This is a genomic window from Streptomyces sp. LaBMicrA B280, from assembly GCF_049222185.1.
In the GTDB taxonomy this organism is placed as follows: Bacteria; Actinomycetota; Actinomycetes; order Streptomycetales; family Streptomycetaceae; genus Streptomyces; species Streptomyces murinus.
On record NZ_JBMJCT010000014.1, the window covers coordinates 25,429 to 51,521 of the forward strand.

At 73.5% G+C, this 26,093-nt stretch carries 30 protein-coding genes; 14 read left to right on the forward strand and 16 right to left on the reverse strand.

Annotated features, from left to right (window positions below; genetic code table 11):
- Positions 1–111: 111 nt before the first annotated feature.
- A complete protein-coding gene (locus ACLF5H_RS14530; RefSeq protein WP_421676489.1) occupies positions 112–561 on the forward strand; it encodes a nitroreductase family deazaflavin-dependent oxidoreductase in 450 nt (149 codons plus the stop codon).
- 96 nt (positions 562–657) lie between these two features.
- Here ACLF5H_RS14530 and ACLF5H_RS14535 read toward each other — a convergent pair whose 3' ends face one another.
- Positions 658–1,629, reverse strand: coding sequence for a cation diffusion facilitator family transporter (locus ACLF5H_RS14535; RefSeq protein WP_421676610.1), 972 nt, complete (start codon positions 1,627–1,629; stop codon positions 658–660).
- Positions 1,630–1,859: 230 nt separating this feature from the next.
- On the opposite strand from ACLF5H_RS14535, the gene ACLF5H_RS14540 reads away from it, so the two are divergent.
- The gene (locus ACLF5H_RS14540; RefSeq protein WP_421676490.1) at positions 1,860–2,876 is read left to right on the forward strand and encodes a glutathione S-transferase family protein; all 1,017 of its coding nucleotides are present in this window, start codon (positions 1,860–1,862) and stop codon (positions 2,874–2,876) included.
- Between the two features lie 28 nt (positions 2,877–2,904).
- Positions 2,905–3,279 (forward strand): DUF4235 domain-containing protein, encoded by a 375-nt coding sequence (locus ACLF5H_RS14545; RefSeq protein WP_421676491.1) that lies wholly within the window; start codon positions 2,905–2,907, stop codon positions 3,277–3,279.
- 18 nt (positions 3,280–3,297) lie between these two features.
- On the opposite strand, the gene ACLF5H_RS14550 is transcribed toward ACLF5H_RS14545, so the two are convergent.
- A complete protein-coding gene (locus ACLF5H_RS14550; protein ID WP_421676492.1) occupies positions 3,298–3,780 on the reverse strand; it encodes a pyridoxamine 5'-phosphate oxidase family protein in 483 nt (160 codons plus the stop codon).
- A 309-nt stretch (positions 3,781–4,089) separates the two neighbouring features.
- Between ACLF5H_RS14550 and ACLF5H_RS14555 the strand changes: the two genes are divergently transcribed.
- Both ACLF5H_RS14555 and ACLF5H_RS14560 read left to right on the forward strand, forming a co-directional pair.
- On the forward strand, positions 4,090–5,040 hold the full coding sequence (locus ACLF5H_RS14555; protein ID WP_421676493.1) for an NADP-dependent oxidoreductase: 951 nt from the start codon (positions 4,090–4,092) through the stop codon (positions 5,038–5,040).
- A 126-nt stretch (positions 5,041–5,166) separates the two neighbouring features.
- Positions 5,167–5,547, forward strand: a complete 381-nt coding sequence (locus tag ACLF5H_RS14560) for an anti-sigma factor antagonist (RefSeq protein ID WP_421676494.1) — start codon at positions 5,167–5,169, stop codon at positions 5,545–5,547.
- 20 nt (positions 5,548–5,567) lie between these two features.
- Here the strand turns inward: ACLF5H_RS14560 and ACLF5H_RS14565 are convergent, their stop codons facing one another.
- The 9 genes from ACLF5H_RS14565 to ACLF5H_RS14605 form a co-directional block, all read right to left on the reverse strand.
- A complete protein-coding gene (locus tag ACLF5H_RS14565) occupies positions 5,568–6,512 on the reverse strand; it encodes a ribose-phosphate diphosphokinase (RefSeq protein ID WP_421676495.1) in 945 nt (314 codons plus the stop codon).
- A 43-nt stretch (positions 6,513–6,555) separates the two neighbouring features.
- Positions 6,556–7,431 carry a hypothetical protein gene (locus ACLF5H_RS14570; protein WP_421676496.1) on the reverse strand — a complete coding sequence of 292 codons (876 nt, stop codon included), beginning with the start codon at positions 7,429–7,431 and terminating at the stop codon, positions 6,556–6,558.
- Complete coding sequence (locus ACLF5H_RS14575) at positions 7,383–8,693, reverse strand: glycosyltransferase family 39 protein (protein WP_421676497.1); 1,311 nt, start codon at positions 8,691–8,693, stop codon at positions 7,383–7,385. The genes ACLF5H_RS14570 and ACLF5H_RS14575 overlap by 49 nt, the downstream gene beginning before the upstream one ends.
- Before the next feature lie 153 nt (positions 8,694–8,846).
- Positions 8,847–10,616: a complex I subunit 5 family protein gene (locus tag ACLF5H_RS14580; protein WP_421676498.1), complete on the reverse strand. Its 1,770-nt coding sequence runs from the start codon at positions 10,614–10,616 to the stop codon at positions 8,847–8,849.
- Positions 10,616–10,975: a sodium:proton antiporter gene (locus ACLF5H_RS14585; protein ID WP_421676499.1), complete on the reverse strand. Its 360-nt coding sequence runs from the start codon at positions 10,973–10,975 to the stop codon at positions 10,616–10,618. Before ACLF5H_RS14585 ends, ACLF5H_RS14580 begins: the two co-directional genes overlap by 1 nt.
- Positions 10,972–11,712: an MnhB domain-containing protein gene (locus ACLF5H_RS14590; RefSeq protein ID WP_421676500.1), complete on the reverse strand. Its 741-nt coding sequence runs from the start codon at positions 11,710–11,712 to the stop codon at positions 10,972–10,974. The genes ACLF5H_RS14585 and ACLF5H_RS14590 overlap by 4 nt, the downstream gene beginning before the upstream one ends.
- A complete protein-coding gene (locus tag ACLF5H_RS14595) occupies positions 11,709–11,969 on the reverse strand; it encodes a hydrogenase subunit MbhD domain-containing protein (RefSeq protein WP_421676501.1) in 261 nt (86 codons plus the stop codon). The genes ACLF5H_RS14590 and ACLF5H_RS14595 overlap by 4 nt, the downstream gene beginning before the upstream one ends.
- Positions 11,970–12,029: 60 nt before the next feature.
- Positions 12,030–12,482, reverse strand: a complete 453-nt coding sequence (locus ACLF5H_RS14600; protein WP_421676502.1) for a monovalent cation/H+ antiporter complex subunit F — start codon at positions 12,480–12,482, stop codon at positions 12,030–12,032.
- Complete coding sequence (locus ACLF5H_RS14605; protein WP_421676503.1) at positions 12,479–12,673, reverse strand: hypothetical protein; 195 nt, start codon at positions 12,671–12,673, stop codon at positions 12,479–12,481. The genes ACLF5H_RS14600 and ACLF5H_RS14605 overlap by 4 nt, the downstream gene beginning before the upstream one ends.
- A gap of 291 nt (positions 12,674–12,964) precedes the next feature.
- Here ACLF5H_RS14605 and ACLF5H_RS14610 point away from each other — a divergent pair, with 291 nt between their 5' ends.
- Positions 12,965–14,206: a lectin gene (locus ACLF5H_RS14610; RefSeq protein WP_421676504.1), complete on the forward strand. Its 1,242-nt coding sequence runs from the start codon at positions 12,965–12,967 to the stop codon at positions 14,204–14,206.
- A 9-nt stretch (positions 14,207–14,215) separates the two neighbouring features.
- Here ACLF5H_RS14610 and ACLF5H_RS14615 read toward each other — a convergent pair whose 3' ends face one another.
- Entirely contained in the window at positions 14,216–14,461 is a 246-nt protein-coding gene (locus ACLF5H_RS14615; RefSeq protein ID WP_421676505.1) for a hypothetical protein, read from the reverse strand.
- Between the two features lie 89 nt (positions 14,462–14,550).
- Here ACLF5H_RS14615 and ACLF5H_RS14620 point away from each other — a divergent pair, with 89 nt between their 5' ends.
- Together ACLF5H_RS14620 and ACLF5H_RS14625 are read left to right on the forward strand one after the other, a co-directional pair.
- A complete protein-coding gene (locus ACLF5H_RS14620) occupies positions 14,551–15,591 on the forward strand; it encodes a PHP domain-containing protein (RefSeq protein WP_421676506.1) in 1,041 nt (346 codons plus the stop codon).
- 47 nt (positions 15,592–15,638) lie between these two features.
- The gene (locus tag ACLF5H_RS14625) at positions 15,639–16,298 is read left to right on the forward strand and encodes an HAD family hydrolase (protein ID WP_421676507.1); all 660 of its coding nucleotides are present in this window, start codon (positions 15,639–15,641) and stop codon (positions 16,296–16,298) included.
- Between the two features lie 287 nt (positions 16,299–16,585).
- On the opposite strand, the gene ACLF5H_RS14630 is transcribed toward ACLF5H_RS14625, so the two are convergent.
- Positions 16,586–17,479 carry an alpha/beta fold hydrolase gene (locus ACLF5H_RS14630; protein WP_421676508.1) on the reverse strand — a complete coding sequence of 298 codons (894 nt, stop codon included), beginning with the start codon at positions 17,477–17,479 and terminating at the stop codon, positions 16,586–16,588.
- Positions 17,480–17,714: 235 nt separating this feature from the next.
- Here ACLF5H_RS14630 and ACLF5H_RS14635 point away from each other — a divergent pair, with 235 nt between their 5' ends.
- The 3 genes from ACLF5H_RS14635 (at position 17,715) to ACLF5H_RS14645 (ending at position 19,951) form a co-directional block, all read left to right on the forward strand.
- Complete coding sequence (locus tag ACLF5H_RS14635; RefSeq protein ID WP_421676509.1) at positions 17,715–18,746, forward strand: SDR family oxidoreductase; 1,032 nt, start codon at positions 17,715–17,717, stop codon at positions 18,744–18,746.
- A gap of 50 nt (positions 18,747–18,796) precedes the next feature.
- Positions 18,797–19,129: a hypothetical protein gene (locus tag ACLF5H_RS14640; protein ID WP_421676510.1), complete on the forward strand. Its 333-nt coding sequence runs from the start codon at positions 18,797–18,799 to the stop codon at positions 19,127–19,129.
- Positions 19,130–19,198: 69 nt separating this feature from the next.
- Entirely contained in the window at positions 19,199–19,951 is a 753-nt protein-coding gene (locus ACLF5H_RS14645) for a dienelactone hydrolase family protein (RefSeq protein ID WP_421676511.1), read from the forward strand.
- Between the two features lie 30 nt (positions 19,952–19,981).
- Here ACLF5H_RS14645 and ACLF5H_RS14650 read toward each other — a convergent pair whose 3' ends face one another.
- Entirely contained in the window at positions 19,982–21,274 is a 1,293-nt protein-coding gene (locus ACLF5H_RS14650) for an ROK family protein (protein ID WP_421676512.1), read from the reverse strand.
- 93 nt (positions 21,275–21,367) lie between these two features.
- A complete protein-coding gene (locus ACLF5H_RS14655; protein WP_421676513.1) occupies positions 21,368–22,249 on the reverse strand; it encodes a DUF3626 domain-containing protein in 882 nt (293 codons plus the stop codon).
- Here ACLF5H_RS14655 and ACLF5H_RS14660 point away from each other — a divergent pair.
- From ACLF5H_RS14660 to ACLF5H_RS14670, 3 genes are all read left to right on the forward strand, one after another.
- Positions 22,248–22,742 carry an FBP domain-containing protein gene (locus ACLF5H_RS14660; RefSeq protein ID WP_421676514.1) on the forward strand — a complete coding sequence of 165 codons (495 nt, stop codon included), beginning with the start codon at positions 22,248–22,250 and terminating at the stop codon, positions 22,740–22,742. The genes ACLF5H_RS14655 and ACLF5H_RS14660 overlap by 2 nt on opposite strands.
- 97 nt (positions 22,743–22,839) lie before the next feature.
- Positions 22,840–24,090 carry an FUSC family protein gene (locus tag ACLF5H_RS14665; RefSeq protein WP_421676515.1) on the forward strand — a complete coding sequence of 417 codons (1,251 nt, stop codon included), beginning with the start codon at positions 22,840–22,842 and terminating at the stop codon, positions 24,088–24,090.
- Positions 24,091–24,173: 83 nt separating this feature from the next.
- A complete protein-coding gene (locus ACLF5H_RS14670; protein WP_421676516.1) occupies positions 24,174–25,367 on the forward strand; it encodes a lactonase family protein in 1,194 nt (397 codons plus the stop codon).
- Here the strand turns inward: ACLF5H_RS14670 and ACLF5H_RS14675 are convergent.
- Complete coding sequence (locus ACLF5H_RS14675) at positions 25,335–26,060, reverse strand: DUF2470 domain-containing protein (RefSeq protein ID WP_421676517.1); 726 nt, start codon at positions 26,058–26,060, stop codon at positions 25,335–25,337. The genes ACLF5H_RS14670 and ACLF5H_RS14675 overlap by 33 nt on opposite strands.
- Positions 26,061–26,093 lie beyond the last annotated feature (33 nt).

A 26,093-nucleotide genomic window follows, 5' to 3' on the forward strand; every position in this document is an offset into this window, starting at 1 on the left:
GGAGGTAATGATCCCGGCGCCGCGGGGAAGCACGGTACGGATGAAGCGTGCGGGCGCCGGTGTTGGAAACGGCGCACACGCATGCGTAGGAACGACGAAGGGGACGGATCCATGCCTCTCAAGGGTGAGTACGAGCCGAGCCCGGAGCAGTGGGTACGCGATCAGGTGGAGTTGTACGAGAGTTCCGGCGGGACGAAGGGCAACACCCTGCTGGACACCGGGATGCCGGTCATCGTCCTGACGACCCGGGGCGCGAAGAGCGGGAAGATCCGCAAGACGCCGCTGATGCGGGTGGCGCACGAGGGCGCGTACGCGGTGGTCGCCTCGCAGGGCGGCGCGCCGAAGCACCCGGTGTGGTACTTCAACGTCAAGGCCGATCCGCATGTCGAGTTGCAGGACGGTCCGGTCAAGCAGGACATGCGGGCCCGTGAGGTCACCGGCGACGAGAAGACCCGGTGGTGGGAGCGGGCGGTCGCGGCGTACCCGCCGTACGCGGAGTACCAGCAGAAGACCGACCGGGAGATCCCGGTGTTCGTGCTGGAGCCGGCCAAGGAGAGCTGACCGGCCGCCGGAGCTGACCGGCCGCCGGGGCGGTGCCCGCCGGAGAATTCTTCACCCGGCGGGTGTGAACCGTCTTTGGTACGGGCAGTCGTGCCGTCAGGCCCCGCCGCGCTCCCCCGTCGCGGCGGGGCTCTGTCGTGCCTCGCCGTCGGGGCTGTCGGTGACGTCGAGGAAGATCTGGTCGGCGGCCGGGAACGTCGCGGCCAGCGAGCGCTTGATGCGGTCGGCGACCTCCTCGACCCGTTCGCTGTCCAGGCCGGGCACGAGGTCGATGCGGGCGGCCACCAGGATGGAGTCGAGGCCCAGCTTCATGGTGAACAGCGACTCCACGCTGTCGATCTCCGGCTGTGCCCGCAGCAGCGCGCGGATACGGCCGCTGAGTTCCGGGTCGGCGGCCTGTCCGATGAGCTGATCGCGGGCCTCCCGGCCCAGCCGGTAGGCGACGTAGACCAGCAGCACCCCGATGGCGAGCGAGGCGGACGCCTCCCAGGCGACCTGCCCGGTCGCCATGTGCAGGGCCATCCCGGCGATCGCCAGGCTCACGCCGAGCACCGCCGTGCCGTCCTCGGCGACCACCGTGCGCAGCGCCGGATCGCGCAGCGCCGCCCGGCCGCCCCGCGCGCGCACCTGGTACAGGGCGCGCAGCAGCGAGCCGCCCTCGGCGAGCAGTGCCACGCCCAGCACGATCAGGCCCACCACATAGCCGCGGGACGTCTCCCGGGTGCCCTCGCGCAGTGCCTCGAAGCCCTGGAAGAAGGAGAAGCAGCCGCCCATCACGAAGATCCCGACGGCGGCGAGCAGCGACCAGAAGAAGCGTTCCTTGCCGTAGCCGAAGGGGTGCCGGGCGTCGGCGGGGCGGCGGCTGCGGCGCAGGGCGGCCAGCAGGAACACCTCGTTGAAGGAGTCGGCGACCGAGTGCGCGGCCTCCGACAGCAGCGCGGGCGATCCCGAGATCACCCCGCCTGCGGCCTTGGCCACGGCGATCAGCAGATTGGCCCCGAGGGCGACGAGGACGGTGACCTTGGTACGGCGGTCGCTCGCCCGGCTGCGCCGCTCGCGGGCCCGCACCCGGCGGTCGGTGGCCCCGGTGCGCCCTTCGGCGCGGGCGGCCCCCGCCGGGGCGGTCCCGTGCTCCTGTCGTTCCGGTGATGTTCCGCTCACGGGGGCCGACTGCCCGGGGGCCCGGGAATCACACCGTGCGACTGCCCGGAAACGGGGAAGTCGGTGCTCTGACGGAGAAGTCGGTGCTCCGGGGAACCCGGCGGCGAGGGCCCGGGACCCGGTGGCGAGGAGGAGACATGGGCGGTGACGGCAACCGCGCCTACGGCCACAAGAGCTTCAGCCGGTCGCGCAGCCACTTCCGGGACCGGATCACCGCGGACGGCCGGGACGGGTGGCCGGTGGCGGCGGGGCGCTACCGGCTGGTGGTGTCGCGCGCGTGCCCCTGGGCGAGCCGGGCGGTGATCTCCCGTCGGCTGCTCGGCCTGGAGGACGCGCTGTCCATGGCGGTCGCCGACCCGATCCAGGACGACCGCAGCTGGCGGTTCACCCTGGATCCGGACGGCCGGGACCCGGTGCTCGGCATCCGCTACCTCGGCGAGGCGTACGACCGCCGGGAGAGCGGGTATCCGGGCGGGGTGAGCGTGCCCGCCGTGGTGGACGTGGGCAGCGGGAAGCTGGTCACCAACGACTACCAGCGGCTCACCCTGGACCTCGCCACCGAGTGGACGGCCCTGCACCGCGAAGGCGCCCCGGACCTGTATCCGGCGGTCCGCCGCGACGAGATCGACGAGGTGATGGCCGGGGTGTACGAGGACGTCAACAACGGCGTGTACCGGGCCGGGTTCGCCACCCACCAGAAGGAGTACGAGGAGGCCTGCGCGGGTGTCTTCCGGCGGCTGGAAATGATCGCCGAACGGCTGGCCGGACAGCGGTATCTGGTCGGCGACACCCTCACGGAAGCGGACATCCGGCTGTTCACCACGCTGGTCCGGTTCGACCCGGTCTACCACGGCCACTTCAAGTGCAACCGCTGGAAGCTGGCGGAGGACCCGGTGCTGTGGGCGTACGCCCGTGACCTGTTCCAGACGCCGGGGTTCGGCGACACCGTCAACTTCGACCACATCAAACGGCACTACTACCAGGTGCACACCGGTATCAATCCGACCGGCATCGTGCCGCTCGGCCCCGATCTGGCGAACTGGCTGAGCCCGCACCACCGCGAGGAACTGGGCGGCCGGCCGTTCGGCGACGGCACGCCCCCGGGCCCGGTGCCCGAGGGCGAACGGGTGGCCCCCGCGGGCCGCCCCGTATGAGAACCCCCTGACGAGGAAGGAGTCATCCATGTCCAAGTCGAAGAAGACCAAGCTCCCCTTCGTCTACCAGCCGATCGGCTTCGTGCTCAGCTGGGCGAGCGGCGCGGTCGCCGGTCTCGCCTTCAAGCAGGCGTGGAAGGCGATGCGGCACGAGGACGACGCGCCCACCGCCCTGGACGAGGACCGCCGGCTGCGCGACATCCTGCTGGCCGCCGCCCTCCAGGGCGCGATCTTCGCGGTGGTGCGCAGCGCCGTGGACCGCACCGGCGCCAAGGCCATCGCACGCTCGACGGGCGTGTGGCCGGTGGCCGAGGACCACGAGAACGGCACGGGGAGCAAGGCGGCGGGCAAGGCCGGCAAGGCCGGCAAGCGGGACAAGGGCGGCAAGCGGGGGTGGCGCTGAGGCGCCGTCCGGCCGCCCTCAGCCGTCGGCCCCGTCGGCCCCGTCGACCAGCCACCGGCCGTCGCGCATGAGGTCCCGCCCGGGCAGCTCGTTCGCCTCGCGCCAGGCCTGGATGCGCTCGGGGACGACCCGGAAGTACAGATAGCGGGTGGCCAGCCGCCGGGGGTCGAAGCCGGTCTTGCCCGCGAAGACCTCCGCGTCCTCCTCGGGCAGGTCCTCCGGGCTCACCGACTGCACGCCGCCGTCCACGACGACGACGTCCCGGGTCGTCCCGATGCCGAGCCTGACCCGGCCACTGTCGACCAGATTGCGGCCGGTGGGGCTGTCGGCCGGGGTGGCGAACAGCAGGAGGGCGCCGTCCCAGACGAAGGACAGCGGCACCAGATGGGGCGCGCCGCCGTCGGGCCCGGCCGTGGCCACCCAGGCGTCCTCGTCGTGGTCCAGCCGGTGCAGGGTGTCCTTCTTGCGCTGCTCGGCGGTGCGGGCGGGCGGCGGGGTCATCGCGTCGGCCTCCTGATGGGATGCGGGTGCGCTCCAGTGTGGCCGCCGGGGCGGGGCCCGCGCATGAGGTCTGCCCCCGACGGCGCGTCTTCGCACCGTTCCCGAGCCGGCCGCCGACGCCGACGCCGACGCCGAAGGAGTACAGCACCCGGTCGGCCTCCCGGCGCTCCAGGCGTCGGGCCCGCCGCCGTCGTAGATCTTCCCGTCGCGACTCCGGCGCCCGCCCGGCCGCCCCGGAGGCCGCGCGGGCGGGGTTCCCGTCCTGGTGCCGTTTCGCCGCGGGGGCGCCGCGGGGCAGGCTGGGGGATCATGAACGACGTGACCACCATGCGAGCCATCGGCCAGGACGTCCTCGGCGGCCCCGGGGTACTGCGCGAAGTGACGCTGGAGCGGCCGGCACCGCGGCCGAACGAAGTGCTGGTCCGGGTGCGGGCCGCCGGGCTGAACCCCACCGACTGGAAGCACCGCGCCACCGGCGGGTTCCTCGGCGAGCCGCCGTTCGTGCTCGGCTGGGACGTCTCCGGGGAGGTCGCGGAGACCGGGATCGGTGTGGCCGAGTTCCGGCCCGGCGACGAGGTCTTCGGCATGCTGCCCTACCCCTTCGGACACGGCTCGCACGCCGAGTACGTGATCGCCCCGGTCCGCGCCCTGTGGCACAAGCCGGCCGCGGTCGACCACACCGAGGCGGGCGCGCTGCCCCTGGTGTCGCTGACCGCCTGGCAGGCCCTGACCGAGCGGGCCGGGGTACGGCGGGGGCAGCGGGTGCTGATCCAGGCGGCGGCCGGTGGGGTCGGGCATGTGGCCGCGCAGATCGCCAAGGCGCGCGGCGCCCATGTGATCGGCACGGCGAGCGCGGCCAAGCACGACTTCCTGCGGGAGATCGGCGTGGACGAGCCGGTCGACTACCACACCACCGATGTCACCGAGGCGGTGCGCGACGTGGACGTCGTCCTGGACACCCTCGGCGGCGAGACGGCCCTGCGCTCCCTGCGGACGCTGCGGCCCGGCGGGATCCTGGTGTCGATCGTGCCGGTGGGCTCCCGCGAACTGTACGAGGAGGCCGAGCGGCTCGGCGTACGGGCGGTACGGATGCTGGTGGACGCCGACCGGTCCGGCATGCGGTCGGTCGCGGAACTCGTCGAGTCGGGGAAGCTGAGGGCGTCGATCGCCGGGACGTACCCGCTGGCCGACGCCGCGAAGGCGCACGAACAGGGGGAGACCGGGCGCACCACGGGGAAGCTGGTGCTGCTGGTCGACTGAACGGCCCCCGGACACGCGTGAAACCCGAAGACATATGTCAATCGAACATGCTCAAATTCCTTCCATCGAGGGTAACTTGACGGTCGGAGATCCGACGTCCGGGCGCGGGTGGGAGGTGATGCCGAGGTGCGACGGGAACCCGTGTCCCTCACCCGGCATCTTCGGGTGTACGCATACCGTGCGCACACCGTCCTGGAGTTCCGGGGCGAGATCGACCTCATCGCGGCGGCGGAGATCCTCCCGCTGCTGGACCGGATCACCGGCCGCCCCGGCGCCCGGGTCGTGCTGGATCTGCGGCCCGTGGAGTTCTTCGACTGCTCGGGGCTGCGCCTGCTCTACCGGGCGCGGACCCGGATCCTCGGGCACGACGGGCAGGTGCACCTGGTGTGCACCCACCCGCTGACCCTGCGCGTCCTGCGGGTGACGGGCCTGTCCCGGCTGCTGCCGCCGCACGCCACGCCGGACGCGGCCCTGGCCGGAGCCGGGTCCGCGTCCGGGGCACGGTGAGGGGACTCACCCGGGCGGGCTCACCCCTCCTCGAACAGGGCGCTGACCGACTCCCCGTTGTGGATGCGCCGTACCGCCTCGGCGAGGGCCGGGGCGATGGACAGCACGCGCAGCTTGTCGGTGTGCTCGTCGGCCGGAATCGGCACGGTGTTGGTGCAGACGATCTCCAGCACGTCCGGCTGCTCACCGAGCCGCCCCAGCGCACCGGCCGCGAACAGCCCGTGCGTGCACGCCACCCGGATCGAGCGCGGACCCAACTCGCGCAGCCGGTCCAGGAGTTCGAGCACGGTGCTGCCCTTGGCGATCTCGTCGTCCAGCACGATGACATCCCGCCCGGCGATCTCGCCGATGACGGAGCTGATGCTCACCCGGTCGTCCGCGTACCGCTGCTTGGCACCGGCCGCCACCTGCGCGCCGATGCGCCGGGCGAAGGCGGCGGCCTCCTTGGCGTTGCCGAGGTCCGGGGAGACGACGGTGGTGCGCGAGAGGTCGTACTGCCGGAAATGCGCGGCCAGTTCGCGCAGCGCGTGCAGATGGTCCACCGGCACCGAGAAGAAGCCGTGCACCTGCGGGGAGTGCAGGGTCATGGCGAGGACCCGGCTCGCGCCCGCCGCGACCATCAGATCGGCGACGAGCCGGCCGCCGATGGAGATGCGGGGCGCGTCCTTCTTGTCGGAGCGCGCGTAGGAATAGTGCGGCATGACGACGGTGATCCGGGAGGCGGAGGCGCCCCGGGCCGCGTCGCACATCAGCAGCAGCTCCACCAGGTGTTCCTGCACCGGCTTGACCAGCGGCTGGATCAGGAAGACGTCCCGTTCCCGGCAGTTGGCCTGGAGCTGTACCTCCAGACAGTCGTTGGCGAACCGGCTGACCCTGGTCGGACTCAGCGGCACCCCCAGATGCGCGCAGACCTCCTCGGCCAGTTCGGGATGGGCACTGCCGCTGAAGACGGCGATGTCTCGCACGATCTGCTCCTCGCATGATCATTCCGGGCTGCCGCCGCTCATGCTACTGGCCGGGGCCGCAGCGATAGAGCGTCCGGGCGGTCCGGCCGGGCGCCGGGGGCGCGGCGGGGGTCTCCGTGCCGCCGTACGCCGAGGCCGGGACCTTCGCGCAGGTGGCCTCCACCCAGTCGGCGATCCGCGTGGCCACGGTCGGCCCCGCGGGCGCGTTACCGGTACCGGCGGCCAGGGGGCCGAGCCCGGCGGGGCCGCCCGCGAGCACGTACCGGACCTGCCCGGCCGCCACCAGCCGCCGGAAGTCGGCCTGCGCGGGGAAGGGCACCTTGCCGCTGAACCCGCCGAGCGGCAGGACGTCGGCGCCCGCCGACAGGATGTACGGGGAGGCCGCGTTCCAGTTGGTGGTGGCGAACACATAGCGGGCCCCGCCCTGATGGGCGCGGGTGTAGGCGAGGAGGCGGCGTTCGTCGGGGGTCAGGGAGCCGTCCGAGGCGATCCCGGCCAGGGCGGCGAAGCCGGAGGGGGAGGCCGTGTGCGCGCCAACAGCCTGCGGGCCCGAACTCCCCCTCCTCTGCTCCCGGTCGGGGGTGGTCGGGCCGACCGAGCCCATGCCCGAGGTGCCGTACGCCGGGTTGAAGACCTGCACCGCCCAGGCGCTCGGGGCGAGGAGCAGGGCCGCGAGGGAGGCGGCGAGCCCGGCGAGCGCCGACCGGGCGCCGGTGCGCGGCCGTTCGGGCCGGGCGAGGGCCAGCAGGACGACGGCGGCGAGGCCAGATCGGAAGAGCGGCAGGGCCCAGGCGCGCCGCCCGCCCGCGCGGTGGGCGCGCCACATCAGCACCGTCCCGGCGCCGGTGAGCGCGGCGAGCGGCGCCGCGATCACGCCCATGTAGTAGGTGTGCGGGCCGACGCTCCCGGCGCTGAACACCAGGAAGTAGGTGGCGAGCCAGGCGCCCCACAGCAGGAACCCGGCGCGCGAGGCGTCGGTGCGCGGCCGTCCCCGCCGCCAGAGCAGCCCGCAGCCGACGGCCGCGGCGGCGAACGGGTAGAACCAGCCGGTCTGCGCGGCGAGCGTGGTCCCGAACATCTTCGCCCACCCGTTCTGCGCGCCGCCGAACCCGCCCGCGGCCAGGGGTGAGGCACCCGAGGGCGGCTGCGCGCCCCGCCGCTCGGACGTCCGGTGCGCCCCCGCGCGTACGGCCCCGGGCCCGGAGATCGGAAGAGCACACCTCTTCCGATCTCGCGTACGGCCCCGGGCCCGGCCGCGCCCCTCGCCCCGGCGCCCCGGTGCCCGCCCCCCTGCGTCGCGCTCACGCTCCCGGTGGCGGCCGCGCTGATGCCGAGCGAGCCGAAGCGGTTCAGGAAGTTGTAGCCGACGACCATGCTGAACGCGGAGTTGTTGGTGGTGCCGTCGACGTACGGGCGGTCCTTGGCGGGTACGAGGGTCACCGCGAGCATCCAGGAGGCCGAGACGGCGGTCGTCACCAGGGCGGCCAGGCCGAGGTGGGCGAGGCGGCGGCGCAGCGCCAGCGGGGCCGAGACCAGGTACACCAGGGCGAGGGCGGGCAGGACGGCCCAGGCCTCCAGCATCTTCGCCTGGAAGGCGGCGCCGACCCAGACCCCGGCCAGCAGCAGCGGGAGCGGCCGGCCCGCCCGCGCGGCCCGCTGGGTGGCCTCGGCGGCGAGCAGCAGGCACAGGGTGAACGCCGGGTCCTCCACCGAGGTGCGGAACAGGCCGACGGCGACCGGGGTCACCAGGAACGCCGTGGCCGCGAGGAGGGCCGCGTGCGTCCCGGCCCAGCGGTGCACCAGGCGGTACAGCACCAGCAGACTCGCCACGCCCTCCAGGACCTGGGGCAGCGTCAGGGTCCAGGGGTGGAAGCCGAGGAGGCGGGCGGACAGGGCCTGCGGCCACAGGAATCCCGGGGATTTGTCGAGCGTGATGGAATTCGCTGGGTCGAAAGAGCCGTAGAAGAACGCCTTCCAGCTCCCGGTCATGCTGCGGGCCGCGTCGGCGTAGAAGGTGTGGTACTGGCTATGGGTGATGCCCCACGCGTAGAAGACCGCGGCGAGGACGGTGAGGAGCAGGAGTGCCGGACGGGCGTACGAGGGCTCGCCCACCGGGGTTTTCCAGGGTGCGCGGCGGCCGGTGCCGGGGGCGGCGGCCGCGTCGAGAACGTTCGTTGCCATGCCCGGAAGTTTTGGTCACGCCGGGCGCCCGGCACGCCGTGTCGCGCCCTCTTCAAGGAAACTCTCATCGCGAACAGAGCAATTCTTTGAACGCACGATACGGAATTTGCTCCGGTAAAGCGGAGTCATTACCCGCGGCGCGTCGACCGCCCGTCAGCCGCCGAGTACCCCGGGCAGGGCCAGGGCCGCCAGCAGGGTGGTGCCCAGCAGGAGCCAGGCGACGTAGTCGCCGACGTGGCCGGACTGGAGGCGGCGCAGGGGTGTCATCCACGCGGGGGCGGCCGGGCGGTGGGAGCGGGTGACGGCGGCGGTGGCGAGGGCCGTGGCGAGGGCGGCGGAGACCAGGCCGAGCAGGACGCCGTGGAGGGTCCAGGCGGCCGAGGCGTGGGCGCCGCCCGAGCCCGCCTCGTTGACCGAGCGGGCCACGAGGTCGCCGAAGCCCGGGACGGTGCCCACGGCCAGGGCCCCCGCGAGGAGCACGGCCGGGACCGTCGTCATCGTGTCGGGCACCCGGCGCAGCAGTCCGGACGTCTCGGGCCGCTCCGCCGAGCCGCTGGTCTCGTACGCGTCGGTGTCCTCGGGCGGCGGTCCGAGCCCGAGGAAGACCCGGGCGGCGACCCGCAGCACCGCGCCCGCCGTGACCGCGGACGCGAGCACGTACACCACCGTGAGCGGCCCGCCGACCGCCTCCTCGCTGACCGCCTTGCCGAGCCCGGTGCCGAAGGGCGGCAGCCCCGCGAGGGCGAGCCCGCCGATCGCGAACAGCACGCCCGTGGCCCGCAGTTCGCGCGCCCGGCCGTGCAGTTCGTGCTCGTCCACGCTGCCGAACCGGTCGAGGAGCGCGCCCGCGCAGGCGAACAGGGCGGCCTTCGCCCCGGCGTGCCCGAGGATGTACAGGGCGGCTCCGTCGTCGCCCTCGGGGGTGAGCACGCCGACGGCCACCAGGAACAGGCCGGTGTGCGCGATCGTGGAGAAGGCGAGCAGCCGTTTGATGTGCCGCTGGTACCAGCACATGACGGCCCCGGTCACCGCCGTGAGCACGCCGAGGGTGACCAGGGCGCGGGTCAGATCGGCGGCCGGGATGCCGCCGGGTCCGGCGAAGACGGTGCCGTAGACGCGCCAGACCCCGTAGACACCCAGTTCGACCATCACTCCGGACAGCAGCATGCACACCGGGGTGGGGGCGACGGCGTGGGCGTCGGGCAGCCAGAAGTGGAAGGGCACGGTGGCCGCCTTCACCAGCAGCCCGGTCAGCACCAGCACGAACGCGGCGAGGACCAGCGCGTCCGGCCCGCCGTGCCCGGCCGAGGCGTCCAGGCCCCGGCCGATCTTCGCCATCGACAGCTCGCCGGTACGGGCGTAGAGCAGGCCGATGCCGGTCAGCATGGCGTACGCGCCGAGCGAGTTGACGACCCCGAAGGTCAGCGCGCCCTGTACGGCCTTGGCCTCGTCGATGCGGAAGCCGGTCAGCGCGTACGCCACCACGCTCATCAGCTCGAAGAACACGAAGGCGTTGAACAGGTCGCCGGCCAGGGCGAATCCGCACATGGCGCCCTGGAAGACCAGCATCAGCGCGGGGAACGAACCGGCGTGGCCGCGCGGTGGCTCGTCGAAGTAGCGCCAGGAGTAGGCGAGCGCGGAGAGGGTGAGCAGACAGACGAGGGTCACCATGCCGAGGGAGGGGCCGTCCCCGATCACCTCGATGCCGACGCTCTCCCCGCCGACGGGCACCCAGCCGCCGACCCATTCGACCATCGGCGGCGCGGAGTTCAGCAGCAGGACGAGGGCCAGCCCGCCCGTGGCGGCGCAGACGAGCAGGCCGGTCAGCTCGGCGGCGGGCCGCGGCAGCCGACGCCCGGCGGCGGCCAGCAGGGCGGCCCCGAGCAGCGGCACCGCGACGAGGAGCGGAAGCAGATGACGCATCAGCCGCGCAGCTCCCGCAGTTCGTCCGGGTCGAGGGTGCCGTGCCGCTTGACGATCTGGAGCACCAGGGCGAGCAGCAGCGCGGTGACGGTGGCGCCGACCACGATGTCGGTGAGGGTGAGGGCCTGCACCACCGGGTCGACCAGCGGCCGGGTGCCGGGCGCGATGTCCGAGAAGACCGGCGCGGTGCCGCCGGACCGGTAGCCGACCGCCAGCAGCAGGATGTAGGTGGACACCTGGCACACCGAGAGGCAGCCGACGGCATGGATCAGATTGCGGCTGGTGGCGAGGCCGTAGCAGCCGGTCAGAAAGACATAGGCGGCGATCAGGTACGGCAGCACCTGCATCAGGGCACTCATCCCGCGTTCTCCTCCACGATCTCCACGGCCTGGTCGAGGAAGTTGGCGAGCAGCACGACGACCGCGCTCGCCACCTCCATGCCGACGGCGGCGTTCAGCAGCGGTACGAGGCCGCCGGAGGACAGCGTGTTGAACGTGCCGTACGGCAGCAGTGTGTTGGCGAGGAACGCGGTCCCGGCCAGCACCCCGGCGAGGCCCAGCACCAGATACGCGCAGACGGACAGGGCGTCGGTCGCCCCGAAGGCGCCGAGGGGGCGGACGCGCTCCAGCGCGCGGTAGTCGGCGCCCAGATAGAGCAGATGCAGGGCGGTCGCGGCGACCACTCCTCCTTGGAAGCCGCCGCCGGGGCTGAGCTGGCCGTGGGCGACGATGTACAGGCCGCAGACCAGGGCGACGGGGACGACGAGCAGGGCGTAGCGCCGTACGGGCCGGGCCACTTCGGCCGGCCGCGGTCGCTCGCGGTGTTCGTCGCGGGCCTGGCGCAGCAGCACCACGCAGCCGAGGACGGCGGCGAACAGGATGCTCATCTCGCCGAGGGTGTCGTAGGCGCGCTGGTCGAAGTTGACGGAGGCGATGGTGTTGGCGGTGTGCCGGGCGAGGGAGGCGCGCACGGCCCGGGTGCCGTAGGGATGCGAACGGCCGCCGAATCCGGGCAGGTCGAGGCAGGCGGCGGCCAGCAGGGCGGCGAGCCCGGCGCCGCCGACGGCGAGCAGCCACAGCCGCAGCCGCCGGCTCACCGCGCGCCGTCCCGGTCCCGGCGGCGGCGCCGGATCTTGCGCACCGACAGCATGATCAGCAGCGGGGTGAGGGCGGCCCCCACCGCGAGTTGGGACAGGCCGACGTCGGGAGCCTGGAGCACGGTGAACAGCACGGCCAGGAGCACCCCGAGCACGGAGAGCACCAGGGCCTGCCGGGCGGGGTCGCGCTGGGCGACGGCGGCGGTCGCGGCGGCGGCGACGAGCAGCAGGGCCACCAGGATCAGGGCATCGGACATACGGCACCTCCCCCGTCCCCGGTCCCCCGCCCGTTCCCCCGGCCGCCTTCCCGTCCCGGGTCAGCCACCCCGCACCCCCCGGAAGCCGCCCGACAGGGCCCGGGAGGCGATCAGGTTGCCGCCGATCAGCAGCGCGCCGATCACCAGCAGTTTCACCATGGCCCGGCCCGGTCCGGTGACCGCGCAGAGAGCGATCACGACCGCGGCGCCCACCCCGGCCATGGCGTAGGTGAGCCCCCAGGCGCTCGGCCGCCGCCCCTCCAGGTCCTCGTGCAGCAGCCGGGCGAAGACCAGGGTGCCGACCGGTCCGAGGAGGGCGAGCAGCAGGGCGAGATCGAGGTAGGCGGGGCGGCCGTACCCCTGGGCGAGCAGCAGCAGGGCCGGGCACAGGGCGGCGGTGGTGAGGTTCTGGGCGATGACGCGGCGCGCGGTGGGGCCGGTGGTCACGCCCCACAGGGCGGCTGCTCCTCCCCCGCCGAGTTCGACGGTCGCCGCGAGGATCCAGCCGTTCACCGCCAGGTCACCGCCCGCCGCCCGGCCCGTGCCAGCAGCGCGCCCACGGCGGCGACGCTCGCGCCCACGATCCGCTCCAGGGTGTCGACGGTGCTGATCAGCACCAGCCAGAGCAGGGCCAAGGCGCCCCACCACAGGAGGAGTTCACCGGTGCCGAGGAGGACCGCACGAGGCGTCGTACGCCGTCGCATCCACCGCCTCCTCTGGCCCCGCTCTCGTCCGGCCGCTTCCGGTTCGCGGCGGTGTGTCCGCTTCGCCGCTCGGTGCATCCAAGCACCGCCGGGCCCCTGGCGGAGCGGCGGCACGCGGGTCCGCGGGCGGAGTGCCCCGGGAGCGTGAACGGAAACCGGTGGGCGCCCCGACCCGTCAACAGCGGGTCCCCGCCAGCCTCTTGACGCCCACTTATCTCACTCCTTAAATCAAGAGGCATCGCTTCATCCGAGAGTCCCCCCCCAGAGCCTCCCCCCACCGATCGGAGAGCCATGGCCTCCCCCCGTCTGCTCCGCGGCTGTCTGTTCGCCGCCCTGTCCGCCGCGCTGGTCGGCGCGGCCGCCGTCGGCCCCGCGCAGGCGCGCCCCGCCGACCGGATCGCCCCCGCCGCGACCGTGAGCACCTTCTCCGACACCTTCGACGGGCCCGCGGGCTCGGCGGTCGACTCCTCGAAGTGGACCCAGGAGACGGGCGACAACGTCAACAACCACGAGCGGGAGTACTACACGTCGGGTACCAACAACGCGGCCCTGGACGGCCAGGGGCATCTGGTGATCACGGCCAAGAAGGAGAACCCGGCCGGATACCAGTGCTGGTACGGCAGTTGCCAGTACACCTCGGCGCGGCTGAACACGGCCGGGAAGTTCGACGCCCGGTACGGGCACGTCGAGGCGCGGATGAAGATCCCGCGGGGGCAGGGCATGTGGCCCGCGTTCTGGATGCTTGGCACGCCGGTGAACTGGCCCGACTCGGGCGAGATCGACGTGATGGAGAACGTCGGGTTTGAACCCTCGACGGTGCACGGCACCATCCATGGTCCCGGCTACTCCGGCTCGGGCGGCATCGGCGCCGCCTACAGCCTGCCGAACGGGCAGGCGTTCGCGGACGGTTTCCACACCTTCGCCGTGGACTGGGCGCCGAACTCCATCACCTGGTCGGTGGACGGCACCGTCTACGAGCAGCGCACACCCGCCGACCTGGGCGGCAAGACCTGGGTGTACAACGACCGGCCGTTCTTCCTGATCCTGAACCTCGCGGTCGGCGGCTACTGGCCCGGCGACCCGGACGGCAGCACCCCGTTCCCGGCGCAGCTGGTGGTGGACTCGGTCTCCGTCACCACCAGCGACACGGCGGCGGGGCTCCCGATCCGGGGGCTGGCCGGCAAGTGCGTGGACGTGGCCGGCGCGAACTCCGCGAACGGCACCCCGGTCCAGCTCTACGGCTGCAACGGCACCGCCGCCCAGTCCTGGACGGTCGGCTCGGACGGCACGATACGCGCGCTCGGCAAGTGCCTGGACGTGACCGACCGGGGTACGGCGGACGGCTCGACCGTCCAGCTGTGGGACTGCACCGGCGGCACCAACCAGAAGTGGACCGTCACGGGCGCGCACGACATCGTCAACCCGCAGGCGAACAAGTGCCTCGACGTCACCGGGAACAACTCCGCCGACGGGACCCGGTTGCAGATCTGGACCTGCGCGGGCGGCGCCAACCAGAAGTGGACGGTGGGCTGAGCCGGCGGCTCAGTGCAGCGTCCAGGTGTACTTGCCGCCGCCGACCCAGCGGACCACGTCCGGATCGTCGAGGTCGTGGATGGTGATCCCGTAGGCGGCGGCGACCTGCAGCACATCGGTGACGCTCCGGGCCGCGCCGATCACCTCCCCGTCGATCTCCATGATCCGGAAGGGCGGCTCACCCGGCTTCCCCGGGCACACACCCAGCACCCAGATACGCGGCTGGGATATGTAGGGGGCTGCTTGTTCGGTCATGCAATTCAGGTTAGGACGGAACGTCCTGGAAGGGAGATTCGGGAGGTTTCCCGCGCCCCCGAGGGGCGCCCGGTGTCAGCCTTGGCCGTATGGATGCCGTCGCCGCCCTGGAGCGGATCGCGTTTCTCCTGGAGCGCTCTTTGGCGCCCGCCTACCGCGTACGGGCGTTTCGCACGGCCGCCCGGGTGCTGGACGGGCTTCCGCCCGGGGAGGTGGCCGCACGGGCGGCGGACGGGTCGCTGGAGTCGCTGAAGGGGATCGGGCCGAAGACGGCGCAGGTGGTGCGGGAGGCGCTGGACGGGAAGGTGCCCGCCTACCTGCGCACGCTGGAGGAGGGGAGCGAGGGCGTCGGCCGCGAGGGGCCCGGGGCCGCGCTCCGGGCGCTGCTGCGGGGCGACTGCCACACGCACTCGGACTGGTCCGACGGGGGCAGTCCGATCGAGGAGATGGGGCGGGCGGCGGCCGCGCTCGGCCATGAGTGGACCGTCCTCACCGATCATTCGCCGCGGCTGACCGTGGCCCGGGGCCTCTCCCCCGAGCGGCTGCGCGAGCAGCTGGACGCGGTCGCGGAGCTGAACGCGCGCTGGGCGCCGTTCCGGCTGCTCACCGGCATCGAGTGCGACATCCTGGACGACGGCTCCCTGGACCAGGAGCCCGAACTGCTGGAGCGGCTGGACGTGGTCGTGGTGTCCGTGCACTCCAAACTGCGGATGGACGCCCGCGCCATGACCCGCCGCATGGTGGCCGCCGTACGCGATCCGCACGCCGATGTCCTCGGGCACTGCACCGGGCGCCTGGTCACCGGCCGGGGCCGCCCGGAGTCGCGGTTCGACGCGGACGAGGTGTTCGCCGCCTGCGCCGGGTCCGGTACCGCCGTGGAGATCAACAGCCGCCCCGAACGGCTGGACCCGCCCCGCGGGCTGCTGCGCCGGGCCGTGGCCGCCGGAACCCTCTTCGCGATCGACACCGACGCGCACGCGCCCGGCCAGCTGGACTGGCAGATCCTGGGCTGCGCCCGCGCCGAGGAGTGCGGGGTACCGGCCGAGCGGGTGGTCACCACCTGGTCGGCGGAGGAGCTGCTGGGCTGGACGCGCGAGGGGCGGGTGCCGGCGCGCGTGGCGGGGGCCTGACGTGGTACCCGGCCCCGAAGCGAACGAGTGACAGAGAGGTTCCCCGGATGGAGCAGCGCGCCGCCGTCTTCGATGTCGACGGAACCCTCGTCGACACCAATCATCTGCACGTCGTCACCTGGTGGGAGGCGTTCCGGCAGGCCGGTCACACCGTGCCCATGCACGCCGTGCTCCGGGCCGTCGGCCTCGGCTCCGCGGACCTGATCGCGCGGCTGCTCGGCGAGGACCGCGACCGCGGGCGGGACGCGGAGCTCAGCGCGGCGCACAAGGCGCTGTACGGGCAGTACTTCGACCGGCTCCCCGCCCTGCCGGGCGCCGGTGAGCTGCTGCGACGGCTGCACCACGACGGCTGGACGGTCGTCCTCGCCACCTCGGTGAGCGGCTCGGAGCTGGGCGCGCTGCGCCGGGCCCTCGACGCGGACGAGGCGATCAAGGCCACCGCGAGCAGCGACGACGTGCAGGAGGGCAAACCCGCTCCGGAGCCGGTGGAGCACGCGCTGGAGCTGGCCGGGGTACCGGCCGAGCGAGCCGTGTTCGTCGGGGACACGGTGTGGGACATGCGGGCGGGCGCCAAGGCTGGGGTGCGGTGCGTGGGCGTGCTGTGCGGCGGGATCCCCCGGGCCGATCTGGTGGAGGCCGGTGCGGAGCGGGTCTACGCGGACCCCGCCGACCTGCTCGCCCACCTCGGCGACGGCCCGCTGACCTGAGCGCCCCGCCGTGTGGCGCAGGTCACCGGCGGGGGGTGGAACAGCGGACGCGGGTCACCCGTTGAACCAGGCGTGGGTACGGACGGGACAGTGTCCCCGGGCCTCACCTTTTGCCCACAGGGACGATCGTTCGGCTGAAGCCCTGTGGAGCCTTTCGCCGAGAGGCGACCGCCGTCCGCACCCCCTCTCATACCGCCCCGGCCGTGCGTCCCCCCGTCACGGCCGGGGCTTCCTCTTTTCCGGTTCTCCGGCCCCCGTCGGCTTCCGCGCCCCCGTCGGCCGGCCGCCTATCCGCCGATGCCCGCCGCGGCCAGCATCCGGCAGATCCCGGTGGTGGCCGTCGTGGTCCCGGCCGCGCCGAGGAACTCCCGCAGGTCCGCGGTGAGACGTTCCGCGTGGGTGAAGAACAGGCCGTGGCCGCCGTTCTCGTACACCTTCAGGACGGCGTCCGGCAGCAGCCGGGCCAGCCGTTCACCCGTATGGGCCAATGGTGCGGAGGTGTCGTGGGTGCCGTGCACGACGAGCACGGGTACGTCCACGGCGGGCAGCTCGGCGGTGAGATCGAGGCCGGTCACGACGGCCCGTACGCCGGTGGCGGCGCGGGGCGTGGCCACCAGGCAGCGGTCGATCAGATACCGCGTATAGGCGTCGGAGACCTCGTTTCCCGCGCTGGTGACGGCGAAGAACGCGTCCGCGAAATGGGTGAACCAGGCGGGCCGGTCGCGCCGGAAGAACTCCTCATCGGCCCGTACGACCGCCGGATCCAGGCCGTCGGGCAGCCGCTCCGAGCGGAGGATGCCCGGGCTGACCCCGCAGACCAGCGCGGCCCCGGCGACCCGGGACGAGCCGTGCCGGGTCAGGCAGCGCACCACCTCGGCGGTGCCGACGGAGTGCGCGACCAGGGTGACCTCGCGCAGGTCGAGGTGGTCGAGCAGCCCCTGGAGGTCGTCGGCGAGGGTGTCGAGGTCGTATCCCGACCAGACGTCGTCCGAGCGCCCGTGGCCGCGCCGGTCCAGGCCCACACAGCGGTATCCGGCCTCCGCGAGCGGCAGCATCTGGTGCTCCCACATCTCGTGGCCGAGATAGGCGCCGGCGACGAAGACGGCGACGGCACCGCGGGCGGGGCCGTGGTCGACGTAGTGCAGCCGGGTGCCGTCGACGGGGCTGTCGTAGTACGGCATGGGGGTCCTCCTCGGGATGTGGCGCGCGTGCACCGGCGGGCGCGCGGGGCGGCGGTCCGCCGATGATCCCGATCGTGCCCAAAACGGACCGCGCGGTCGATTACCCGGCACGTCAAGCACGTGTGTCCGAGTGCCCCCTGCGCGTGTGCGGGCGGACCGGCCGGGTACCCGGCCGGTCGTCGCGGACCCCGCGCCGAAAGGCGGACCCTTCGCCGGACGACGGAAGGAGCCGAAGGTGAGCAGCTCAGCGCGGAGCACGGTGGTGGTCACGGGGGCCACCGGCAATGTCGGTACGAGCGTGGTGCGCCTGCTCTCCCAGGATCCCGGGATCGCCTCGGTACGCGGCCTCGCGCGCCGGATGCCGCAGTGGTCGCCGCCGGGGACCGAGTGGTCCGCGGTCGATCTGGCGGCGGACCGGACGGACCTCGCGGAGCGGTTCGCGGGCGCGGACGCGGTGGTCCATCTGGCGTGGGCGTTCCAGCCGACGCACGATCCGACGGCCACCTGGCGGACCAATGTGCTCGGCAGCATCCGGGTGTTCGAGGCGGTCGCCGCGGCCGGGGTGCCGGTGCTGGTGCACGCCTCGTCCGTGGGTGCGTACTCGCCGGGGCCCAAGGACCACGCGGTGGACGAGTCCTGGCCGACGCACGGCTGGCCGGACGCCGCGTACTGCCGGGAGAAGGCGTATCTGGAGCGCACCCTGGACGTGTTCGAACGCGATCACCCGGAGGTGCGGGTGGTGCGGATGCGGCCCGCGTTCCTGTTCAAACGGGAGTCGGCGAGCGAGCAGCGCCGGATCTTCGGCGGCCGCTTCCTGCCCGGACCGCTGGCCCGCCCCGAGCTGCTGCCGTTCCTGCCGGACGTCCCGGGCCTGCGCGTCCAGGCGCTGCACACCGACGACGCCGCCGAGGCCTACCGGCTCGCGGTGCGCTCGGCGACGGCCCGGGGCGCCTTCAACCTCGCCGCCGACCCGCCCCTCGACGCCGCGGTCCTCGGCGAACTGCTCGGCGCACGTCCGGTACGGCTCCCGCGTACGGCCGCCCGCTCGGCCCTCGCCGCGGCCTGGAATCTGCGCCTGCTGCCGGCGTCCCCGCATCTGTTCGACGCGGTGCTGCGGCTGCCGCTGATGGACTGCGCACGCGCGCACGAGGAGCTGGGCTGGCGGCCCCGGTGGACGGCCACCGAGGTGCTGGAGGAGTTCCTCGAGGGACTCCAGCGGGGCGGCGGACTGGACACCGCGCCGATGCGCGGCCGCAAGGTGGGCTGACCCGCGACGACGTTCTGACCGCACGGCAAGGGGAGGAAGGCGAGAACATCATGGCCGAACAGCGCGCACAGGAACCCGTCGGGGCACCGGAACCGGACCCGGTCCCCAGGGACATGCCCGACCAGCAGGCGCGGTCCGACGATCCCTGGGACCTGCCCGCGGACCGGCCGCCGGACCGGCCGCCGGACCGGCGGGCAGACGAAGCACGGGACCAGGACGGCGGAGGCGCCCGGGACGACAGGGACGACCAGAACGACCGGGACGACGGGGATCTCGGGGACGAACTGCCCGACACGGACGAGGCCGGTACCGGTCCCCGCGGCGCGCCGCGCACGGCCACCGTTCACCCCGAGCACCCGGGTCCGGACGAGTCACCTGCGTGAACGTCCGCCGTCCCCCGCACGGTTGATCTCCCTTGCGCGCGTCCGGGACGCGCGCAAGGATGATCGATCATGCCCACCAAGTCTCTGCTCGTGCCCACCCCGGACGGCGTCGCCGACGCGTTCGCCGCCTTTCCCGACGACGACCGGCCCCACCCCGCGGTGCTGATGTACCCCGATGCCTTCGGCCTGCGGCCCGTGCTGGAGGAGATGGCCCGGGAACTGGCCGGGCACGGGTACTACGTGCTCGTGCCGAACGCCTACTACCGGCAGGGCCCGGCGCCGCTGATCGACCTGCCCGCGCACATCGGCGAGGAGATCCGGCCCAAGGTCATCGCCCAGCTGCTGCCGCTCGTCGACGCGCACACCACCGAACGCGTACTGCGCGACGCCGACGCCTATCTCGCCTTCCTGGCCGAGCAGCCCGAGGTCGCCGCCGGGCCCGTCGCCGCGATCGGCTACTGCATGGGCGCCGTCCTGGCCATGCGCACCGCGACGGCCCATCCGGACCGGGTGGCCGCGGTCGCCGGGTTCCACCCCGGTTTCCTGGTCACCGAGGACCCCGACAGCCCGCATCTGCTCATCCCGGGGCACCTCACGGCCGAGGTGCATCTGGGCCTCGCCGAGAAGGACATGACGCCCGAGGGCATCGCCACGATCGACGAGGCGTTCGAGGCCGCGGGGGTCGCTCATCGCACCGAGGTCTACCCCGGCGCCGTCCACGGCTTCACCATGGCGGACACCGACGCCTTCGACGCGGCCGCGTTCCAGCGCCACTGGGACCGGCTGCTCCCGCTCCTCGGCCGGGCGCTCACCGGGGCCTGAGGTTTTGGAGCAGGGGCTCCTGAAGACCCGTCACGCGCCCGGGGTCCGCTCCCGCAACGCCGTCCGCCAGGCGGGGAGCGGGCTCTCGGGGGCCGGGGCGGGACGGTGGCCGCCGCTGGTGAAGAAGTCGGCCAGGGGAAGGATCGCGGCGCCGACGGTCACGGCGTCCGGACCGAGGCGGCCCAGTTCGATGGTGACCTTGTCGGCGGGGTGCCGCAGGGCGTACGTCGTCGCATGCCGGCGTACGGCGGGCAGGAACCGGGTGCCGAGCTGGAGCCCGGCCCAGCCGCCGACGATGATCCGCTCGGGCTGGAAGAGGTTGATCAGGTCGGACAGGCCCGCGCCGAGGTACTCGGCGGTCTCCTCCAGGACGGCCAGCGCCACCGGGTCCGCCGGGCCGGTCTGCGCCGGGTAGGCGGCGGCGAGCATGGCGGTGAGCGCGGTCTCCTCGTCGGCCTCGGCCGGTGGACGGCCGCCCTCCTCGCGCCAGCGGGCGAGCAGCGACTCGGCGCCCGCGTACGCCTCCAGACAGCCCGGGGCACCGCAGCGGCAGCGGCGCCCGCGCACCCGCACCGTCAGATGCCCCCACTCGACGGCCCGCCCGTGCTCCACCTCGGGGGTCACCAGGCAGGCGCCGACGCCGGAGCCGAACAGCACGACGACGGCGTTGCGGGCACCGCGTCCCGCACCGAACCACATCTCGGCCTGGCCCAGGGTCTTGGCGCCGTTCTCGATGAAGTACCGCACGCTCTGCGGCAGTTCGGAGGTGGCGCGGAGCAGCTGCTCCAGCGGGACCGCGTCCCAGCCGATGGTCTGCCCGTGCACGACGGCGCCCCGGTCGGCGGTGTGCTCGACGATGCCGGGGACCCCGACCCCGATGCCCAACAGCCGCTCGGGCACGGCCGCTCGGGCTTCCAGCACCTCGGCGACGCCCTCGCGGATATGTCCGGCGATGACCTCGGCGTCGTACCGCTGGTCGGTCAACGGACGCTCGGTGCGGGCGAGTTCGTTCAGGGCCAGGTCGAACAGCTCGACCCGCACCCGGGTCTCGCCGACGTCGACGCCGATCATCTGTCCGCTGTCCGGGGCGACCCGCAGCAGCGTGCGCGGCCGGCCGCCGTCCGAGTCGACGCTGCCGGCCTCCTCGACCAGCCCGTCGGCGACCAGATCGGCGACCACATTGCTGACCGACCCGGAGCTGAGACCGGTGGCCGGTCCCAGCTCGAACCGGCTCAACGGGCCGTCGAAGTACAGCCGCTGCAACACGGCGGTGCGGTTGCCCCGCCGAAGATCACGCACCGTGCGCCCGTTCCGCCCCGCCATGCGGCTCCTTTCACGAACCATGCCCGACCTGCAACATACTCCTTCGGGCGCCCGGAACGCGACTTTCCTCCAACCCTTAGTTCATGCTGTGAGCTAAGCAAGAGGCGCGCCGAAGCGGGCCAGGGTGTGCCAGAGCATTTTCAGGTGCTGGAGGTCATGGTCGCCGGTGCGGGCCGCGTCGCCGAGGTGGCGGGGGGTCAGGGGGCCGTCGGAGGCGAGGCGGGTGCCGAGGGCGGTGTGGTGCGGGCCGCGGTAGTCGGCGTGGTGACGGAGGCGGTCGATGGTGAGGACGTAGCCGGGGTGCCATTCCAGGGGGAAGGGGAGGTACCGGGCGGCCGTCTCCACCGGGGTGCCGCGGTAGCTCGCGTCCAGGACCAGGGCCTCGACGTCCCGGGCGAGCAGCACTCCCCCGTGGACATGGCTCTCGATGTAGTCGTCGAGGGCGTCCCGCTCGTCCGCCTCGGCGAGGGCGATCAGCCCCATCGCGGCGGCCACGCCGAAGTCCGTGGGCTCGGCGGCGCTGTCCGGGTAGCAGAAGGTCGCGCGGGCCGTGGCCCGGGCGGTGAGCCGTAGGTGTGAGGAGCCGAACCGCGGGGCGGCGCCCACCAGTTGGCGGCGGAAGTTCAGCGCGCCGTACACCGGCCGCGCCGCGGGCTCGGCCTCGTCGTAGGCGCCCCCGAAGATCCGGCTCTCCCAGCGCCACCGGTCGCCGCCCGGATGCGCGGTGAGCCCGCCGGTGCCGGTGTCGGTGTCGGTGTCGGTGTCGGTGTCGGTGTCGGTGTCGGTGTCGGTGTCGGTGTCGGTGTCGGTGTCGGTGTCGGTGTCGGTGTCGGTGTCGGTGTCGGTGTCGGTGTCGGTGTCGGTGTCGAAAGCCTGTCCGGGAAATCCATTGGCCCGCCCTCCCCTGAGGTACCTAGGCTGATCAGGGGCCCTATCTTCCCGGGTCCGGCGCACGCACGACGAAGGATTTTCCATGAAGCCGCTCACCGACCAGGACATCCGCAGCTCTTTCGTGAACTGCTCGAAGGGTGAGGCCAAGCGGCTCGCCGTGCCCCGGGACCTGGAGGAACGGCCCTGGGAGGACCTGGACTTCCTCGGCTGGCGGGATCCGGGCGCGCCCGACCGCAGCTATCTCGTGACAGAGCGGGAGGGCCGGCCGACCGGCGTCGCGCTGCGCTTCCCCTCCTCCCAGCGCGGCTTCCTGCACCGCAGCATGTGCTCCCTGTGTCTGACCACCCATCGCGGCGGCGGGGTGTCCCTGATGACCGCGCGCAAGGCGGGCACGGCGGGCCGCGAGGGCAATTCGGTCGGCCTGTACATGTGCACGGACCTGGCGTGCTCGCTGTACGTGCGCGGCAAGAAGACCCCCGACACCGGGATGCGGATCGAGGAGAGCCTGACCGTGGCGGAGCAGATCGCGCGGACGACGGGCAATCTGGCCGCGTTCCTCGACAAGCTGTACGTCTGACTCCCCGGGCCTGACGGCCCCCGCCGGATGGCCCAACCCCGCACCCCCCTCGAACAGCCACGTTCGACGCACCCGGGGAACGGGAACAGGCCAAGGGATGCACGAGGTACGCAAGGGGTTCGAGGGACTGCTGCGTCTGGCGAAGCGCCGCCGGGAGCCGGTGGTCGTCCAGACGCTGCGATCGGCCACGGCGGCGACGATCGCCTACGTCATCGCGCTCCGGCTCAGTCCGGAACCGGCCCCGCTGACCTCGCCGCTGACCGCGCTGCTGGTGGTCCAGGTGACGTTCTACGCCACCCTCACCAACGGCATCCGCCGGGTGAACGCGGTGGTGGCCGGCGTCCTGGTCGCCATCGCCTTCAGTGTGCTGGTGGGCCTGACCTGGTGGAGCCTCGCGCTGCTGATCGTGGCCTCGCTGGCCGTCGGCCATCTGGTGCGGGTGGACGAGTACGTCGCCGAGGTGGCGATCAGCGCGATGCTGGTGCTCGGGGTGACCACGGTCGGGTTCACCGCCTGGGCGCGGATCGTGGAGACGCTGATCGGCGCGGTCGTCGGCACCGCCTGCAATCTGCTGCTGCCGCCCCCGGTGTGGGTGGACGCGGCGGGCCGGTCGATCGAGGACCTGGCGCGCCGGGTGCGGCAGTTGATGCTGCGGATGGGTGAGGAGGCCGCGGACCGCATCCCCTGGGAGCGGGCGGCCGAGCGGCTGCACGAGGCGCGTCGGCTGGACCAGTACATCGCGGAGGTGGACGCCTCGCTGCGGCAGGCCGAGGACAGTCTGCGGCTCAATCCGCGGGTCAAGGAGGGCCTGCTGCACCGGGTGGTGCTGCGCACCGGCCTGGACACGCTGGAGATCTGCACGGTGGTGCTGCGGGTGCTGGCCCGCTCCTTCACCGACCTGGCGAAGGCCCGCGAGTCCGACTATCTGTTCCCGCCCCGGGTCGGGGCGACCGTGGAGGAGCTGCTGTCGGAGATCGGTGACGCGGTGGTCAGCTTCGCGGTGCTGGTGACGGCCCATCTGAGTGCCGACGCCGAGTCCGCGGAGTCCCGGCTGACGGCCGAGCTGCACACCGCGGCCGGCACCCGGGACCGGCTGGCCGAGCAGCTGCGGGAGGAGATCCGCGCGGACTGGGCGAACTGGCAGCTGCTGGGCGCCGTACTGACCGAGACCACCCGGATCATCGACGAGCTGGACACCGAGCACCGCACCCATCGCCTGCTGGAGGAGCTGGACCGGGTCTCGCGCGAGCAGCGCGCCAAGCTGCCCCGGATGACCCGGCTGCGCGAGCGGCTCGGGGTACAGGAGGAGCTGTGGCGCCGTACGGGGTTCGGCGACCGCACGCGGTGAGCGGGCGGGGCCCCGGGCTTGCCCTTCGGGCCCGGCTCGGGCGAGGGTGGCCGTGCACGACCGGGACGACCTGAGGTGGGCGTATGAGCACGCGGGCAGGGCCGGACGGCCGCTGGAGCAGGCGCAGGTTCATCGGGATGGGCGCGGGCGCGGCCGCCGTCGTGGCGGTGCCGGCACCGGCCGCCCCGCCCCCGGACCCCGCGCGGTCCATCGCCCCGGGACACCGGCCCGCCGATCGCGGCGACGGGCCGCGCCCGCTGTACCTGGGCACGTACACCTCCGTGCCGGGCGGCGGCACCGGCATCGGGCTCGCCTCGTACGACCCGCAGTCGGGTCTGATCACCGGGTCCGGGACGCTCACCGGGGTGCCCGATCCGTCGTACCTCGCCGTCCATCCGGACGGCCGGACCCTGTACGCCGTGGACGAGCGCCAGGACGGCGCGGTGACGGCCGTACGGCTCGCCGACCGGCGCCTCCTCGGTACGCGCAGCACCGGCGGCGCGGGCCCCTGCCATCTGTCGGTGCACCCGTCCGGGCGGTGGCTGCTCAGCGCCAACTACACCTCGGGCAGTGTCGCCGTACATCCGATCGACGGCTCGGGCGCCCTCGGCGAGCGCACCGACCTGGTCACGCACACCTCGCCGCAGCCCGGCCCCGGTCAGGAGGGGCCGCACGCGCACCAGTTCCGCACCGGTCCCGACGGCCGCCATCTGCTGGCGGTGGACCTCGGCACCGACACCGTCTACACCTACCGCCTCGATGGCGCGAAGGGCACGCTCACCGAGGTGAGCCAGGCGCACACCCGGCCGGGCGCGGGGCCGCGTCATCTCACCTTCCACCCGGGCGGGCGGCACGCCTATCTGGCCAACGAGGTGGACGACACGGTCGTGGTCTGCGGGTACGACCCCGGCACCGGCCGGCTGACCATCGGCGAACCGCAGTCCACGGGCGCCACCGGGGACGTCACCAACTACCCGGCGCAGCTGCTGGTCACGGCGGACGGCCGGTACGCCTTCCTCGCCAACCGCGGTCACAACAGCATCGCCCGGTACGCCGTCGAGGCCGACGGGGCCCGGCTGCGGCTGCTCGGCACGGTGCCGGTGGGCGGGGACTTCCCCCGGCAGATCGCCCTCTCGCCGGACGGCCGGCTGCTGTTCGCGGCGAACCAGCGCTCCGGCACGGTCACCGTCTTCCAGGTGGACGCCGACCGCGGTGAACTGCGGTCCGCGGGCGAGCCGTTCGCGTCACCCGTCGCCGTCTGCGCGCTGCCGCTGTAGCGTCCGGGGGCACCCGGCGGCGCTCGCCTGCGCCAGCAGGGCGTGCACCCGCTCGGTGAGCTGGCCGAGGTCGTCGGCGGGGGTGTGGAAGGGCAGGCGTACGTCGCCGTGGGCGCGGGTGCGTTCGATGCGCAGGGTCAGTCCGTGCCGGTCGACGGCGAGCGGCAGCACCCGGATCGCGGCGTGCAGGCTCTCGGGCCGCACCAGCCGGGTGAGCCGCTCCACGGCGTCCGGGTGGGCCTCGGCGAGATGCGTGAGCAGCCCGGCCTCGGCGACGGCCAGCGGGTCGGGGCGGGCGGTGGCGAAGTCGTCCGGGTCGACGAGTACGGCGCCGCAGGAGCGCCGCAGCACCACCCGGGCGGGGTGGAAGTTCAGGGCGCCGTCGGCCGGGGTGAGCCGGCCGGCCAGCCAGAGGCGGGCGCGGATCCGGTCGCGGACGGGTACGGGGGCCACGTCGGCGAACTCCAGTACCGCGCGGGAGTCCTGGCGCGGGAGGCAGAGCGCCGCACCGTGCAGGGCGCTGTCCTCGGGCACGGTCAGCAGCACCGCGCCCTCGTCGGTCACGGTGTGCGCGCCGACGTACTCCTCGCGGGCGCCGCCCGCGGTCACCGCGCACGACCACGCGGCGGCGAGCACCGAGCGCGCCTGTTCCGCCGCGCCGGGGGCGGCCGTCCATGCCTGGGTGTCACCCATCCGAGACCTCCTTAGGTAAGCCTTGCCTAACTT